General features: G+C 69.6%; 16 protein-coding genes, 1 tRNA gene and 2 pseudogenes. 6 read left to right on the plus strand and 13 right to left on the minus strand.

Translation table 11 applies throughout. The features are described from left to right. Nucleotides 1-28: 28 nt before the first annotated feature. Nucleotides 29-112, plus strand: a tRNA-Leu gene (locus tag M2302_RS14215). Nucleotides 113-116: 4 nt separating this feature from the next. Here M2302_RS14215 and M2302_RS14220 read toward each other — a convergent pair. The 3 genes and pseudogenes from M2302_RS14220 to M2302_RS14230 all read right to left on the minus strand — a co-directional run bounded on the left by M2302_RS14220 (nt 117) and on the right by M2302_RS14230 (nt 2,335). Then, entirely contained in the window at nt 117-608 is a 492-nt protein-coding gene (locus M2302_RS14220) for a hypothetical protein (RefSeq protein WP_280838360.1), read from the minus strand. A 935-nt stretch (nt 609-1,543) separates the two neighbouring features. Beyond that, nucleotides 1,544-1,732: pseudogene (locus M2302_RS14225) on the minus strand (aminopeptidase); the annotation flags it as partial. A gap of 111 nt (nt 1,733-1,843) precedes the next feature. Then, the gene (locus tag M2302_RS14230; protein ID WP_280838361.1) at nt 1,844-2,335 is read right to left on the minus strand and encodes a hypothetical protein; all 492 of its coding nucleotides are present in this window, start codon (nt 2,333-2,335) and stop codon (nt 1,844-1,846) included. A 283-nt stretch (nt 2,336-2,618) separates the two neighbouring features. Here M2302_RS14230 and M2302_RS14235 point away from each other — a divergent pair, with 283 nt between their 5' ends. Both M2302_RS14235 and M2302_RS14240 read left to right on the plus strand, forming a co-directional pair. Next, nucleotides 2,619-3,881 carry a hypothetical protein gene (locus tag M2302_RS14235; protein ID WP_280838412.1) on the plus strand — a complete coding sequence of 421 codons (1,263 nt, stop codon included), beginning with the start codon at nt 2,619-2,621 and terminating at the stop codon, nt 3,879-3,881. Nucleotides 3,882-4,289: 408 nt separating this feature from the next. Next, nucleotides 4,290-4,862, plus strand: a complete 573-nt coding sequence (locus M2302_RS14240) for a hypothetical protein (protein ID WP_280838362.1) — start codon at nt 4,290-4,292, stop codon at nt 4,860-4,862. Nucleotides 4,863-4,929: 67 nt separating this feature from the next. Here the strand turns inward: M2302_RS14240 and M2302_RS14245 are convergent. From M2302_RS14245 to M2302_RS14275, 7 genes and pseudogenes are all read right to left on the minus strand, one after another. After that, nucleotides 4,930-5,113: pseudogene (locus M2302_RS14245) on the minus strand (hypothetical protein). Nucleotides 5,114-5,219: 106 nt separating this feature from the next. Next, complete coding sequence (locus M2302_RS14250; RefSeq protein ID WP_280838363.1) at nt 5,220-5,348, minus strand: hypothetical protein; 129 nt, start codon at nt 5,346-5,348, stop codon at nt 5,220-5,222. Nucleotides 5,349-5,602: 254 nt separating this feature from the next. Then, the gene (locus M2302_RS14255; RefSeq protein WP_280838364.1) at nt 5,603-5,914 is read right to left on the minus strand and encodes an STAS domain-containing protein; all 312 of its coding nucleotides are present in this window, start codon (nt 5,912-5,914) and stop codon (nt 5,603-5,605) included. 121 nt (nt 5,915-6,035) lie between these two features. After that, nucleotides 6,036-6,323, minus strand: a complete 288-nt coding sequence (locus tag M2302_RS14260; RefSeq protein WP_280838365.1) for a BON domain-containing protein — start codon at nt 6,321-6,323, stop codon at nt 6,036-6,038. Next, nucleotides 6,320-6,919 carry an STAS domain-containing protein gene (locus tag M2302_RS14265; RefSeq protein WP_280838366.1) on the minus strand — a complete coding sequence of 200 codons (600 nt, stop codon included), beginning with the start codon at nt 6,917-6,919 and terminating at the stop codon, nt 6,320-6,322. Before M2302_RS14265 ends, M2302_RS14260 begins: the two co-directional genes overlap by 4 nt. Then, nucleotides 6,916-7,269: a hypothetical protein gene (locus M2302_RS14270; RefSeq protein ID WP_280838367.1), complete on the minus strand. Its 354-nt coding sequence runs from the start codon at nt 7,267-7,269 to the stop codon at nt 6,916-6,918. Before M2302_RS14270 ends, M2302_RS14265 begins: the two co-directional genes overlap by 4 nt. A gap of 22 nt (nt 7,270-7,291) precedes the next feature. Further along, on the minus strand, nt 7,292-7,672 hold the full coding sequence (locus tag M2302_RS14275; protein WP_280838368.1) for an STAS domain-containing protein: 381 nt from the start codon (nt 7,670-7,672) through the stop codon (nt 7,292-7,294). A 194-nt stretch (nt 7,673-7,866) separates the two neighbouring features. On the opposite strand from M2302_RS14275, the gene M2302_RS14280 reads away from it, so the two are divergent. From M2302_RS14280 to M2302_RS14290, 3 genes are read left to right on the plus strand one after another with little or no spacing between them, the layout of a single operon-like run. Further along, nucleotides 7,867-8,538 carry a response regulator transcription factor gene (locus tag M2302_RS14280; RefSeq protein WP_280838369.1) on the plus strand — a complete coding sequence of 224 codons (672 nt, stop codon included), beginning with the start codon at nt 7,867-7,869 and terminating at the stop codon, nt 8,536-8,538. After that, the gene (locus M2302_RS14285) at nt 8,535-9,890 is read left to right on the plus strand and encodes a HAMP domain-containing sensor histidine kinase (protein ID WP_280838370.1); all 1,356 of its coding nucleotides are present in this window, start codon (nt 8,535-8,537) and stop codon (nt 9,888-9,890) included. The genes M2302_RS14280 and M2302_RS14285 overlap by 4 nt, the downstream gene beginning before the upstream one ends. Next, nucleotides 9,887-10,450 carry a GerMN domain-containing protein gene (locus tag M2302_RS14290; RefSeq protein WP_280838371.1) on the plus strand — a complete coding sequence of 188 codons (564 nt, stop codon included), beginning with the start codon at nt 9,887-9,889 and terminating at the stop codon, nt 10,448-10,450. Before M2302_RS14285 ends, M2302_RS14290 begins: the two co-directional genes overlap by 4 nt. Nucleotides 10,451-11,258: 808 nt before the next feature. Here M2302_RS14290 and M2302_RS14295 read toward each other — a convergent pair. The 3 genes from M2302_RS14295 to M2302_RS14305 form a co-directional block, all read right to left on the minus strand. Beyond that, nucleotides 11,259-12,092 (minus strand): helix-turn-helix transcriptional regulator, encoded by an 834-nt coding sequence (locus tag M2302_RS14295; protein ID WP_280838372.1) that lies wholly within the window; start codon nt 12,090-12,092, stop codon nt 11,259-11,261. 20 nt (nt 12,093-12,112) lie between these two features. Further along, the gene (locus M2302_RS14300) at nt 12,113-13,045 is read right to left on the minus strand and encodes an SDR family oxidoreductase (RefSeq protein WP_280838373.1); all 933 of its coding nucleotides are present in this window, start codon (nt 13,043-13,045) and stop codon (nt 12,113-12,115) included. A 194-nt stretch (nt 13,046-13,239) separates the two neighbouring features. Beyond that, nucleotides 13,240-14,151 carry an AraC family transcriptional regulator gene (locus M2302_RS14305; RefSeq protein WP_280838374.1) on the minus strand — a complete coding sequence of 304 codons (912 nt, stop codon included), beginning with the start codon at nt 14,149-14,151 and terminating at the stop codon, nt 13,240-13,242. Nucleotides 14,152-14,215: the final 64 nt, after the last annotated feature.

Below are 14,215 nucleotides of genomic sequence, written 5' to 3' on the forward strand. Positions count from 1 at the left end.
ACGCCGACAGGGTAGGCTGGACGAGCAGGTCCGGGTGGCGGAATGGCAGACGCGCTAGCTTGAGGTGCTAGTGCCCGTATAGGGCGTGGGGGTTCAAGTCCCCCCTCGGACACGACTCATAACCCCACGGTGCGCGCTGAGATCGACTGCAGCGCGCACCGTTTGCGCTTCAGGTGGTAATTCAGCCGGAGGCCGAGTTGCCGGTAGACCTCAGCCTTGTCGGCAGGATCCGCGTCGCGGAGCACGGCGGCGATGTCGCCGAGCGCGGTCACCAGGGTCGTGATTTCTGCTCGGCTCATTCGGCGCGGGGTGGTGCCCGCATTCGCGTGGAGATCTGCTTCGGCACGGGCGCGTTCGGCCTGGGTCCGCGCGATCCAGCCGGTGACCACCGCCGGGTCGGCACCAGCGTCGAGGGCAGCGCGGTAGCGCTCCAACTTGGCGTCGCACTCGGTGATGATCGTCTGGGCTGCGGTGGCGGTTGCGGACGGATGATCCAGGGGCTGGGCGTCGGCCATCGCGGTGATCGTCTGTTCGATCCGGTGGGGCGCGAAGGCGGAGGCCAGCCAGGTGTCGAGCGGGTCGGTGAGAGCGTCCTCGCGTAGGTACACATTGCGGGGGGTGTGGGACCTGGTTGGCGAGGGCGTATTCCTGGGGGAAGCGGCAGCGGTAGTAGGCGTCGCCGTGGTTGTACTGGCCCTGCATGCCTGGGTCGCACGCGGTGCAGTAGATCAGGCCGCGGAAGACGTACGGGTTGCGGGTGCGCTGCTTCACGTGTTGACCGCCGGTTCCCCGTCCACGCCGCGGCAAGATCGCTTGGGCTTGCTCGAAGGTCGCGTCGTCGATGAGTGGTTCATGGGTGATCTCCTTGGAGATCACCCATTTGTCGTGGGCGTTCCAACGCATGTGACGTCGGCGCCAGTCGCCGACGCCCAGATGTGCCGATGACAGTGCGCGTGCAGGCGGACCAGATCAAGCGGTCACAGCGGTGGAGCAGCGTCGGTCGAGGGTACTCGTCAACCGGGTCAGTTCCAGGGGCTACTGGGGCTGTCGAAGTACTCCACGCCGAGGGTGCGATCGACGGTGATGACCTAGTCGCTGCTGCGGTGAGCTTGGTGCAGCAGCGTGTTGTCCTCGGCGTGCGGCTGAGTGTCGTGCGGGGACCAGGCCCGTGCCTGCTTCGCCGGTGGTGACAGCCGCAGCGGCGGCGGCGATGGCTGCGGGCAGGATAGCGAGCAGGCCGCTGTACTCCTCGGCACCGAGGAGGCCACGGCCTCGCCCGTGGCGGGGCTGTTTGTGCCATGCCACGGTGCCGTCGTCAGTGTCGATGTAGTCGACGCTCATCTGCTGTACGAGCCCGTGCACGGGGGCGGGGGCGTCGGGGTGGCGCGGCCCGACCCCAAGGCTTTCGCCGGCGAACGCGTCGAACAGGATGGTGACGTGGGCAGAGTGGCGGCTGGTTGCTGAGCGGAATTCGTCAAGGGGGCGTACGGCGACGGCTAGTTTGGGCGTGGAGCCGACGCCCGTGGGTGTGCTGAAGGCCTCGGGTGAACAGGCCTCCGGCGGGTATGCCGACGACGATGAACGGCCCGTAGTCCGAGCGGCCGGTGAAGTCGGCGGCGTTCGTCGGCAGGCCGCGGCCAGCGAAGAATCCTTCGAACAGGTCCTCGATCTGGGCGGAGCCGGCCGGACCGGGACCGGCGCCTTCGCCGGCGGAGTCGTCACCGTCGTAGACGCCGACATGTAGTTGGGCGAACTCATCCACAACGGATGATCGGGACAGTCGTTCGGCCGGGGGACCCACCAACCGAACGTCTTCCCAGTTCGGTGGCGGGGCAGGGTCAGCTCAGTAGGGCAGCTCCACGCCGAGCCGGGCGAACTCCCGGTGGGCGGCGGTGATGGCGTCGAGCCAGCGGGCGAACATCTCGTCGGCCCGCAGGAAGCGCGCCAGCACCACGTCGAAGACCTCTCGGTCCACGTGGTAGACCTCGACCACGTCCGGCTGGGCGGCGAGCGCCTCCTCGATCAGGTCGTCCTCGACGAAATCACCGCCGCTGTCCACCATGCACTTCACCGCGTCGCCGAGGCCGACGATCCAGGCCAGGCCGTCGCGGGAACTGACGTCGAGCGCCGCGCAGAGCTCCTCGCGACGGAGCGGCTCCCCCTCGGTGAGAGGAAGGAAGGTCTCGGGTACGCGAGCGAACACCGCAGCCACCGGCGGTGTCCGGATGAGCTGGTGACCCCGGTATTCGACATGCCGGCCTTCCTCGTTGACCCGGAGCGGCTGGATGCCGGGCACCGCGTACGGGGGAAGCGCGGAGCTTGTCGACGAGTTCATGGCCAGGTGTCCTCCGTCGGACGTCGGTGGGTGCGACCGGTGTTCCTACTCGCCTCGCCCGGTGCGTGTCGTCAGCAACGCGACGATCTGGCCCGGGGCCGTCAGCCAGGGTGGGGTTCGTTTTCGCCGAGGGTCTAGCGATAGGTGAAGATTTTTGACAGTGTGACATTCACCTGCGTGATCGCGTCATATGGCGACACGTCCGACGTGAGGGGACGCCGTGCGTAGACCTTCCCGAACCCGATCACTCGCCGTCGCTGGCGCGTCGATCCTGCTCGCCGTGATGGCATCTCCCGCCCAGGCACACGAGCCGTGGGACGACGGGTCCGTTCCGCCGCCTCCGCCCAGCAGCCCGGCCGACGGCTACAGCCGCAACATGCACCTGCTCTCGACCGCCGAGCACACCGGTGGCGTCAACTCCGACCTCGCCTTCTCCGGCAACCTCGTCTTCGCCGGCCACTACGGTGGCTTCCGCGTCATCGACATCTCTGAGCCCGGCACACCGATTGAACTCGCCGACGTGCACTGCAACGGCCCCCAGGGCGACGTGTCGGTCTGGGGCGACCTGCTGTTCCTGTCCGTGGACACGCCACAGAGCACGCCGGGCTGCGAGGGGTCCCGCAACGTCACCGCGTCTACCCCCGGTGCGTGGGAGGGGGTACGGGTCTTCGACGTCAGTGACCCGACCGCGCCCCAGTTCCTCCAGGCGATCCGTACCGACTGCGGGTCACACACCCACACCCTCGTGCCCCGCGAGGACGGCGGCACCTACATCTACGTCGCGTCGTACCCGCTGAGCGCCAGCAACATCGGACCGGACTGCCAAGCTCCCTTCGAGCGGATCTCGGTGATCGATGTACCGGGTGGCGACGCTGACGCCGGCCTCGCCGCGAAGGTCGTCGCCGAGCCCACCATCAAGGGGATCGACCCATTCTCCGGCGCGTCCGGCGACTTCTTCGCCTGCCACGACATCCAGGTACTGACCCCGCGCAAGCTCGCCGCCGCGGCCTGCCTGTCCCAGGGCCAGCTCTGGGACATCAGCAGCCCGCTGGCGCCCCACGTGATCGCCGACATCGACACGCCGGACGTCGACATCTGGCACAGCGCGGCGTTCACCCACGACGGGAAGTACGTCACGTTCGGCGATGAGTACTTCGGGCCCGCGCAGGAGCCGTTCGGCGCGATCTGGACGTACGCCGTCGACAACCCGAGCACGCCGCTCAGTCACCTGCGTATCCCGCGCGCGGAACCGAGCACCTACCACAACTTCAACTACGTGCCGGTCGCCGGCCGCAACATCCTGGTCTCCTCGGCGTACGGCTCGGGGACCTCGGTGGTCGACCTGACCGACCCGAGGCACCCGAAGGAGATCGGCTACTACGACATGCAGTCCAACCAGTGGTCGACCTACTGGTACAACGGCCTAATCATCGCCAACGACATCTCCCGCGGCGTGGACGTGCTCCGCTATAGCGGGCCCGAGACGGCCGGGGCCCGAAAACTGCCGCTGCTGAACCCGCAGACCCAGACGTTCCTGCTCCGCTGACACAACTGCGAGAAGCGGGCGGGCGCCGATGGCGCCCGCCCGCCTTCGTGTCCTATGAGTGACAGCGCACACCCCTGGCTCCCGGCGGTCGGGGCGCGGTGCGGACCGGCTCCACGCCCCTCCACTAGCAGACGTGACCGCGCAGCCCGCGTTCGCTCTTCCGCTTCCTGATACCCGTGACCTTCGCTCATTGCCGTGCGGCGCTCTTGCCGAGGTTGTCTGTGGCGGATCGTCCTCGGGCCGCCCTCTGCTCATCCCCGATTGGACAAGTAGAACCCGGCCACCGAGAAAGGCCAGCGCCGCGTCCCCTGACCGGGCACACCTACAGTCGCCTACCCGACAAGAGGTGGAGCCGGCTCTTCCGCCCGAGCAGCATCGACAAGCCATCACCGCGTGGGGAGCTGAACCATGACCAACCCGTACCCGCCGCAGCAGCAGCCGGATCCCTACCAGCAGGGCGCGCCCGGATACCCGCACCAGTATCAGCCCACCGACCCCAACCAGCCGCAGCCCCCGCACCCGCAGCCCGCCGGTTTCATCACCCCCGGCCCCGGTCCCGGTCCCGCCAACCCGAACCGGAAGCCCGTCATCGTGGCCGCCGCCGCAGCCGTCGCCACGCTCATGCTCGCGGTCGCCGGCTACGCCGTGTACGACGGCTTCATCAAGGAAGACTCGGGTCTGGCCGCGTGCAAAGCCATGCGTGACGGCAAGAACGTCGACGGCAGCACCGACGGCAGCGATGACGACAAGATGACCGAGGCCGAGTACCGAGAGGTGCGGGAACTGTTCGAGGACTCCCGGCACGAAGACATCCGCAAGCATGGCACCGCCCTCATGGACGTCGTCTGGCAGGTGTCGCAGCTGCCGAAGGGGGAGGAGATGGGGGCGCTGGCCTACATGGGTCCGCTGACCACCCACATGTCCGGACTGCAGACCGCCTGCGCCGACCAGGGCGTGATCGTCAACCTGAACAAGAAGTAGCTGCCAGGACGCGTCGGGCCGGTCGCCCAGAAGTCGAGGGCGGCCGGCCATTTGTCATGCCCTTGTGCTACTCGCATCTGTCTTCGGATCCCCGCCCATACCTCTTTCCACAGCTCGCGCGGTGGCGGTAGACCCGCATATCGGCAGTCCCATGACTCCAGGAACGGGGCCCGCTCGCACAGGCAGGCACCCACACGACGATCCCCACCACCGTTGACGACCTGGCCATCACCGCGGCCGGTAGAGGCCAGGCTTCACTGCGGCCGGCGAGCCACGCCGACAGCTCCACGACCACGGCTGGTCGAGGGAGTGCGAGCCGGTCGGCGAGCCTCTGGACTGCCGCCGCTGTCCTGATAGTCAGGCGATGTGGACGTCGTGGTGGTCGGTGGCAACGACCGCGTTCACGGTCAGGTTCAACCCGTCGAGAGCGCGGACCGCTCCGTAGTGTTTGCTCAGCTGGTCGGTGCGGATGGCGGGGATGGGCACGGCGGGCCTTCCGACGCGTATGCGGATCAGGACTGCCGACCAGGCTTCCCGGCGCACCACCGCTCACCGTACTCACGATGCCGGGCGTGCGGAAGCCACCGACATGCCGGGCGCTACCGCGTGAGTTAGCCCGAACCTGCGCGCCTGCGCCGACCGCCGCCGGGCCCGAGTAAAACCGCCGAGACGCTGCCTCAGGCGGTGCCTGCCCTCGCCTTCAGGACGTGTCCCAGTCGTCAGCCGGTCGCTGTGGCCGATCAGGTCAGATAGGGCTCCCCACCGGCTGCCCGTAGTTGTTGTCGAACTGCCGATGGTGCGTGGCTCAGAACGATCTCCGTGCTCTCCCGCGATGCTGTCCGTATCACCGCGAGCACTGCCTCGGCGGTACCCGGCTCCAGCTCCAGTAGCCCGGACAGGTCCACTTCCATGCGCCTCGGGCGGTGTGCGCGCAGCAGGCGGCCGACGGCACCGGCGAAACTGCTGATGTCGGTCCGACCAAGCGAGCCACGCAATATCAGCACCACGGCGCCGGCGGCCCTGATGGTGGGCGTGATCGAGAGTGACGACATCAGCATCCTTCGCCGTGACGGCTGTCCCGGGCCCGGACGAGCGGGCAAGCGGGGTCGACGGGCGTGGCACCGGAGGTCGCCACCTGGCCAGTCGGGATGATCCTCCGTGGACGGCGAGGATTCACCGGCGGCCACGACCCCGGACGAACAGCGTCAGCGCGTTGCACACGTCGACGACCCCGGGAACGTCCCAGGCCAGCTCCGCGGCGGCCCGCCGGGTGGCGTGGTCGGCGACCAGGCCGGTCAGGATGACCACTCGGTTCTGTACGGTCACCGCGATCTGCTGCCGGCGGGTGGACCAGTCGATGCTCAGCCGCTGGGCAACCAACGCCGCGAGGCGCAGGTCCTCGTCCAGCGGGTGGTCGGCGCTGGGGAAGGGGTTGTGCTCAGGATAGGGCCAGGGCGTCACCGTGCCGCCTCCGTCGTCGGGGCCAGCGGGGCCGGCCGGGTCTGTGCCCCGACTGCTCGGGTGCAGTGTTGGAAGGCGGCGGTACGGGTGGCAAAGACGGGGAAGACGTGCTCCAGTCGCATGGTGTGCAGCACGGTCAGGACGAACCGGGAGGGCGCTACCAGACACAGCGCTCTCCCCTCTTGCCTCGCCTCCTGAAGGGCCCGAACGAGCAGGCCCAGGCCCACGGAGTCGATCGTGGCCACCTCACTCAGATCGACGAGCACGTGCGGGCTGAGGGTGAGCGCCTCGGACAATGCCCGCCGCACGGACTCCGCCACGTCCACCTCTGCCACCGGCCGATCTTCATGCTCGTCCAGGTCATCGATGCCCAGTGGGTTCCTCAGGTGCGACTGACTGCCGCTGAGCTGAGGGCTCAGGGAGCATCGGGGGCAGTGGTGCGGTCCCGAGGCGAAGGCCGAGCCGGTCCAGCCGTTGTCGAAGACCAGCGTCCAGACCACCTCGGCGTCGGGCAGGACATTGGCCGTGCCGGTGACCGTGTCACCGCAGCCGTCGCAGATCATGCTCATCTGGTTCTCCGCTGGTACAACCGTCATGCCTGTCCTTTCACCGGCCGACCTCCCCGCATCCGGCCGCCCTTGAAGTCTTCGGGTCGGTCGGCCGGATGAACCGTCGTGTCCTGCGTCCGCCGGCGTCCGGCGGTAACGACCCCGAGGACGACCGCGGGAACGGCGAAGCCCGCCTGGGCCACCAACCGGTGCGGTGCCCACTGTTCGACGTCGACGCCGATCAGCCGGGCGGTGACGGAACCCAGCAGCGCCGCAGCCACGCCGAGCGCAACGGTCAGCCACACCGGAGCGGCCTTCGGACCAGGCAAAACGAGCCGCCCCACCAGGCCGATGCCGAGACCGACGCCCAGAGCGCTGAGGAGCGCGCTGACACTCACGAAAATCTCCTCTCCGTCACGGTCAGGACGCTGCCGTGGTGACCCGCGCCCGTCCCCGCACCGTGCCGAGCGGGCCGACCGAGGTCCGGCCTCGCGGCGGCGGTGACGGCGAAGGCGAAGGCGACGCGACGGTTCCCAGCGCCTCATTCAGGTGGGCGATGTCGAGGATCCGCCGTATCCGCGGATGCGGGGCACGCAGGGTGAGGACACCGCCGCCACGGCTCAACCGGCGCTGGATGTCCAGAAGCAGGCCGATGGCCGCTGCGTCGATGTGCCGGCACTCGGACAAGTCGATCACCACCTCCGCTGGCTGCAGGGACAGCACCCGGTCCAGAACCGCGCCGACCTCGGACAGGTTGGGCAGGTCGAGATCCTCGACGATGTCGAGCTCGACTCGGGGCACCCGGTACTCCGGTGGGAGTGGGTGATGGGCACTCACTGACGGCTCCTCTGGTTCGGTCCGTTGCGTCCGAATCACCCACCACTCTGCGTGCCGATCGTGGAGGTCATTCCGCAGGTCCATGACAGTTGCGTGACAAAACCGCCGGTGCTGGCGCTGGGTTGGGCATCCAAGTGCGGACCAGGGATGATTCCGCTATGACGGCCGTACTGGTGATCGAGGACGACGACCGGATCCGGCTGGCGCTACTGCTCGCGCTGGAGGAAGAGGGTTACGCCGCGTACGGAGCGGCGAGCGCCGAGGAGGGACTTCGGCGGCACCAGCAGGAACCTGCCGACAACATCCTGGTCGATCTGATGCTGCCCGGACTCGACGGATTCGAGTGCATCCGGCAGCTGCGCCGAGACGACGACGTACCCATCGTGGTGGTCAGCGCCCGGGACGACACGCACGACATCGTGGCGGCGCTGGAAGCCGGCGCCGACGACTACGTGGTCAAGCCGGTGGCGATCAAGGAACTCTCGGCCCGCCTACGGGCCTTGCGCCGACGGGCACGGGCTACGTCCCCGCTGTCCGTCCAGGTCTTCGGTGATCTGGAGATCAGCGCCGAGGCCGGCGAGGTGCGGGTCAGTAGTCGTCCGGTCGCCTTGACCAGGACGGAGTTCCGCCTGCTCTGCGAGCTGGCGCTGCACGCCGGCAAGGTGCTGTCCCGCCAGCAGCTGCTGCAACGGGTCTGGGGCTACGACACGGGCGACGAGCGGCTGGTCGACGTGCACGTCGGCCGCCTGCGACAGAAGATCGAGCAGGATCCGGCCAACCCTCGGCACCTGGTGACCCTGCGCGGTCTCGGCTACAAGCTGCAGCGATGAACCGGCTCGGACTACGAACCCGAGTCACCGCCGCGTTCGCCGTCGGCGCGGCACTACTCGCCGCCACCATGGCCCTCTTCTCGTACGATTTGACCCGCCGCTCGCTGCTGGAGGAGCGCGAACGTACCGCCGTGCGGGCGGCCTTCTTCGACGCGGCGGTCGTCCGGTCCGGCCTGAACACCGACGCGCCCGACATCGCCGCGGTGCTCGGCTCCCTGGACACCGGCAGCACCCGACGACCCCTGTTGCAGCGCGACGGGCAGTGGTATGCGCGGAGCGCCGAGATCGGCGGAAGTATCATTCCCGATGACCTGCGGCGCACGGTCGCCTCCGGCACGCCCGCCGTCCAACGGGTCCGCTCCGACGGCCAGCCCGTCCTGCTCGTCGGTGTGCCGCTCTCGTCAACGGTCAGCTACTACGAGATCACCTCGCTTCGCGAGGTCGAGCAGACCTTTCAGCTGGTCGCGCTGACCCTCACCGCCGTCGCCATCATGGTCGCCGGCTCCGGCGCCGCCCTCGGTTGGTATGCCACCCGGCACAGCCTGCGCCCACTGACCGCCGTCGCGGACGCCGCCGAGCGGATCGCCGCCGGTGACCTGGAAACTCGGCTGGACACCGCCACCGACCCGGACCTCGCGCGCTTCTCCACCTCCTTCAACCACATGGTCGAGCAGTTGGCCCGGCACCTGGAACGGAACCGGCGCTTCGCCGCCGACGTCAGTCATGAGCTGCGCTCGCCACTCCAGACCCTCGCGGCGGCGGCGAGCGTGCTGCAGCGTCGCCGAGAGCACCACGACGAGCGGACGGCGATGGCGGCCGGTCTGGTCGCCGATGAGATCAGCCGCTTCCAACGACTGGTCGACGACCTCATCCAACTGGCCCGCACCGAGCAGCCCGCGAACCGGGAACGCGTGGACGTCGCGGACCTCTCCAGGGAGGTTTGCCGCAACCAGGGACTGCCCGAACGCCTGGTGCACGCGTCGCCATCCGCCGGCACGGCCTGGCGGGTCGACCGCCGCCGGGTGGTGCAGATCCTCCACAACCTCGTGGAGAACGCCGTCCGGTACGGCGGGGGACCGGTCGCAATTCGCCTGAGCTGCGGCGCCAATGGCACCGGGGTCATCGAGGTAGACGACGCCGGGCCAGGGGTGAGGGTGCAGGACCGGGAGGTGGTGTTCGACCGGTTCGTCCGCGGCCGGGCGGCGCACGCCCGCGCCGGCACCGACGGAACGGGTCTCGGGCTGGCACTGGTTGCCGAGCACGCCGCAGCGCACGGTGGTCGAGCGGTCGTGACCGACCGTCCCGGCGGCGGCGCCCGGTTCCAGGTGCTTCTGCCGGGATGTGTCGGATGACGTACCGCTGGTTGATCATAATTTGCGGCGTCATGCTCGCCGCAGGATGCGGTGTGCCGGTCGACGATGCTCCGCGCCGCGTGTCGGCACCGCCCGGCCCGTTCGCCGCGCCGGCCGCCGGCACTGCCCCGACCAGCGCCGGCCGGGTCGCCGAACCCTTCTGCTTCGTGCGAGACGATCGCCTGGTTCGTGTCGTTCGGCCCGTGGACTACCTGCCCGACATCGCGACTCACCTGGGCCAACTGCTGGCCGGGCCCGCGCCGGCCGACCGGGACGCCAGGCTGACCAGTGCGCTGACCGGTACCGCCCTGCAGGTGGGTGCCAGACTGACCGGCGGCATCGCCGAGGTCGAGGTCGCCGGAGCAGCCGAGGATAGCGGGCGCAGCGATGAGATCCTGGCCTTCGGCCAGATCGTCTGCACACTCACCAGCCGTGCCGACGTACACGCCGTCTCCTTCCGTCGCGACGGTCAACCGCTGGAGGTGCCCCGCGCCGACGGATCACTGACCACGGATCCGCTCGGCGTGGCCGATTACCGGCCGCTGATGGCGGCTCGCTAACGGCATATCCGGCAACCGACGCCAGCTGCCGGTTCTCGAGCTGATCGACCTGCCCCGCTGCGAGTTGTCCGTACTGACGCTGGAGGCGAGGCGGGTCCTGTTGACCATTACGCTGATGGCGGTCGCCCTGACGAGCATCGCCGGAACGACGGCACCAAGACCGCCACGACCAGGTACACGTTCGACCCTCTGGACCGTACGGCAACCGAAACGAACGCTGTGACCAGCCGCCATGCTGCGCGGCCTCGTCAACACGGCGGGGTCGCGCTACACCCGTGCGATCAGCGGGCATCGCGGCGAACGCATTGCTGAGCCCGTTCGAGGGTGGAGCGAGGACTCCCATTGATCGAGGCACCATAGGGACCCTTTCGGTGCGAGCCCAGCCAGGAGCCGGCGCAGCACCACAGAGCGACGCCGATTGCGAAGACCGCCAGGGTTAATCAGCGTGTTGGTCAAGCCGATCGTGCGGAACACCGGCGTGTAGACGGAGACGTTGTCCGCGCCGTTGGCGATCGTCACAGCAGCCACCGACACCAGCCCGCTGGCCACAGTGGATTGCGGCGGTTCGTCCTGGCCTCGCGGCCGATCCGTCTGATTACCGGTCAGATGCTCCCACAGAAGAGAGACTCAAGTGACCGCTGAGACCGGAGACCTCCTGACTTGGCATCCTGCCGAGGAGGAGGAAACGCTTCGGTCGACAGAGCAAGCACCCTGAGGAGTTCCGCCGCCAGGCTGCGGCGTTGGTGCTCGACTCCGAGGGATGGCACCAACCATCGAGATCTCCGCTACGGCGCCGGCACGAAGTCGGTCACATCCGCTGGCCGCCGATGATGGAGAGGAGTTGGAGCTTCTCCTGGCTCTCGCTGCCCGGCGCGGCGGTGTAGACGAGCAGGGCCTGTGAGTGGTCCGGGTCGACCAGCGTCTGGCAGTGCAGCTCCAGCAGCCCCAGTTCCGGGTGTTGGATCCGCTTCGGCGCGCAGTACGGCCCGGCCACCGGGTGCTCGTTCCACAGCTCGGCGAACTCCGGGCTCTCGGCGAGCAGCGCGTCGGCGATCTCCGCCGCCCGCGAGCCCCTGCCGTCGCGGGTGTACGTGGCGTGCAGGTCGGCCACGATCAGCCTGCTCTGCGCGGCGCGGTCCTCGGCCGGGTGGATCAACCGCGTGGCCGGGTTGGTGAACCAGCGGTAGTGCAGGCTGCGGGCCAGCCCCGTGTGCCGGCGCTCGTCGCCCAGCAGCGCGATCGCCGGACCGGTCTGCTCCAGCGTCTCGCCGACCAGGTTCACCACCTGGGCGGGAGTCTCCCGGAGCCGGTCCAGGATCCGCATCATCCCGGGATTGACGTGCTCGGCGCGCAGCGCCCGCTTCGGGGTGGCGTACCCGGCGAGCTGGAACAGGTGGTCGCGCTCGGCCAGGGACAGGCGCAGGCCCCGGGCGATCGCGGCGAGCATCTGCTCCGACGGGCGCGGGCCACGCTGCTGCTCCAACCGGCTGTAGTAGTCGGTCGACATGTCGCTGAGCGCGGCCACTTCCTCCCGGCGCAGCCCGCCGGTGCGCCGCCGCGGTCCGCGGGGCAGCCCCACGTCCTCCGGTTGCAGGGCCTCCCGTCGGGCGCGGAGGAAGCCGGCGAACTGCGCGCGGTCCATGGGCGATCTCCTCTGCACGGTCAGTTGCCAGCGAACGTGACGCCGACCAGTTGCTCGGAGAGCGCCCAGAGTCGGGCGGCGTCGTCCGCGCTGCGGGCCGAGCGGTACACGGCCAGCTCGGTCGGCTTGCCGGTGAACTGCCCGAACCCGTCCGGGCCGTAGAACCGGCCGCCCTGCGCCTGCGGGCTGGTGGCCGCGTGCAGGGCGGGGAGCAGGCCGGCGTCCACCGACTGCACCAGAATGCCCCACCGGGCCAGCCGCCTCATGACGGCTTCGTTGGGGGAGGGGCGGGAACGGCCGAGGTTCGGGCCGGAGGCGTAGAGGTTGGTGAGGGTCGTGCCCGGATGGGCGACATTGCTCATGATGCCCCAGTCGCCGGCCCGGCTGCGCCGGTCCAGTTCCAGTCCGAAGAGCAGGGTGGCCAATTTCGAGGCGTTGTACGCGCGGATCGCCTTGTACCTGCGGGTGGCCTGAAGGTCGTCCCAGTCCAACCGGCCCCAACGGGCGGCGCTGCTGGACATGGTGGTGACCCGGGCCTGGCCGGCGCGCAGCAGCGGCAGCAGCCGTCCGGTCAGTGCCAGGTGACCGAGGTGGTTGGTGCCGAACTGGAGCTCGAAGCCGTCGGCGGTGGTGTGCCGGGTGGGTGGGGTCATCACGCCGGCGTTGTTGATCAGGAGGTGGATCGGCTGGCCCTCGGCGTGCAGCGTGTCCGCGAGTGCGGCCACCGAGTCGAGCGAGGCCAGGTCCAGCTCCCGGGTCGAGACGGTGGCCCCCGGCGCGGCGGCCCGGATTCGCTCCAGGGCGGCGTCGCCCTTGGCCGGATTGCGCACCGGCAGCACCACCTCGGCGCCAGCGCGGGCCAGCCGGGTGGCCAGGCCGAGGCCGAGGCCGTCGCTGCCGCCGGTCACCACGGCGAGCTGCCCGGTCAGGTCGGGTACGTTCACGTCCAGCACAACAAACTCCCTGGTCAGCGGTGTTCCTGCGGTCAGGGCCAAGCCTGACCCGGGACCGGACGACGTGCCCAGGGTGAGCTTGTCCAGGGACCGGCTATCCCTGTCTCGGCGGCCGGTCCCGGGACCGAGGTGAGCCCGGCGGTGCGCGAGCTGCTGGTCCACAGCCGGCAGGCGTTCACCGCTCCGGACGGTGGTCAGGCGGCAGGCCCGTTGCGGTAGGCGCGGGGAGAGAGGCCGGTGGTGCGTTTGAAGGCGACGCTGAACGCGCTCTCCGAGCCGTACCCGACAGCCCGGGCGATGGTGGCGACGGTGTCGCCGCCGCGCCGGATCCGGTCCGCGGCGAGCTCGATGCGCCACTCGGTGAGGTACTCCAGCGGTCCCTTGCCGACCACGTCCTTGAACCGGGCCGCGAACGTGGACCGGGAGACGGCGGCGGCCCGGGCCAGCTCGGCCACCGTCCACGGGTGCGCCGGGCGGGCGTGCATCGCGCGCAGCGCGGCGGCGACCGTCGGGTCGGTCAGCCCGGCCAGCCAGCCCGACGTCCGGCCCGGGTCGCGGGCGAGGTGCAGGCGCAGGATCCGGATCAGCATGACCACGGCGAGATGCTCGGCGACCAGAGAGGCCGCCATCGGCTGACCTCGCAGCTCGGCGTCGATCTCGGCGACCGCCCAGCGCACGGTGGCCGCCTCCGGCGTCGCGGCCGAGACGTGCAGGACCGGCGGTACATTGTCCAGCAGCAGTGCGCGGGCCCGCCCGGTGAAGGAGAACGCGCCTCCGACGAGGAACACCTCGTTCCCCTCGCCCGCGCGGGCGACGCCCTCGACGGCCGCCGCGAAGAGCGGGTGCGCCGGTTCAGTGGGCACGTCCAGGTCGCTGGCGAGGGTGAACGCCAGCGGCCGGGTCAGCAGGAAGCAGTCGCCCGCGCCGAGGTGGATGGAATCGCCTACGCCGTCAACCCGCAGCCAGCAACGGCCCCGGCTCACCGTGTTGAACTTGACGCCGGCCGGAGGCGGAAACCGGACCGCCCACCGGCCCCCGGCGGACATGGCCGACGACAGGTGAACGTTCGCTTCGAGCAGCGACAGCACGTCCTCCAACGGGTCCATCCGAACCCTCCCTTGGACGTACGCTAAAGAGTGACGGACCCCAGAGTATAGGCAGTCCAGGTGG

Origin of the sequence: Micromonospora sp. A200, assembly GCF_029893845.1 — a bacterium.
Taxonomy (GTDB): Bacteria; Actinomycetota; Actinomycetes; order Mycobacteriales; family Micromonosporaceae; genus Micromonospora; species Micromonospora purpureochromogenes.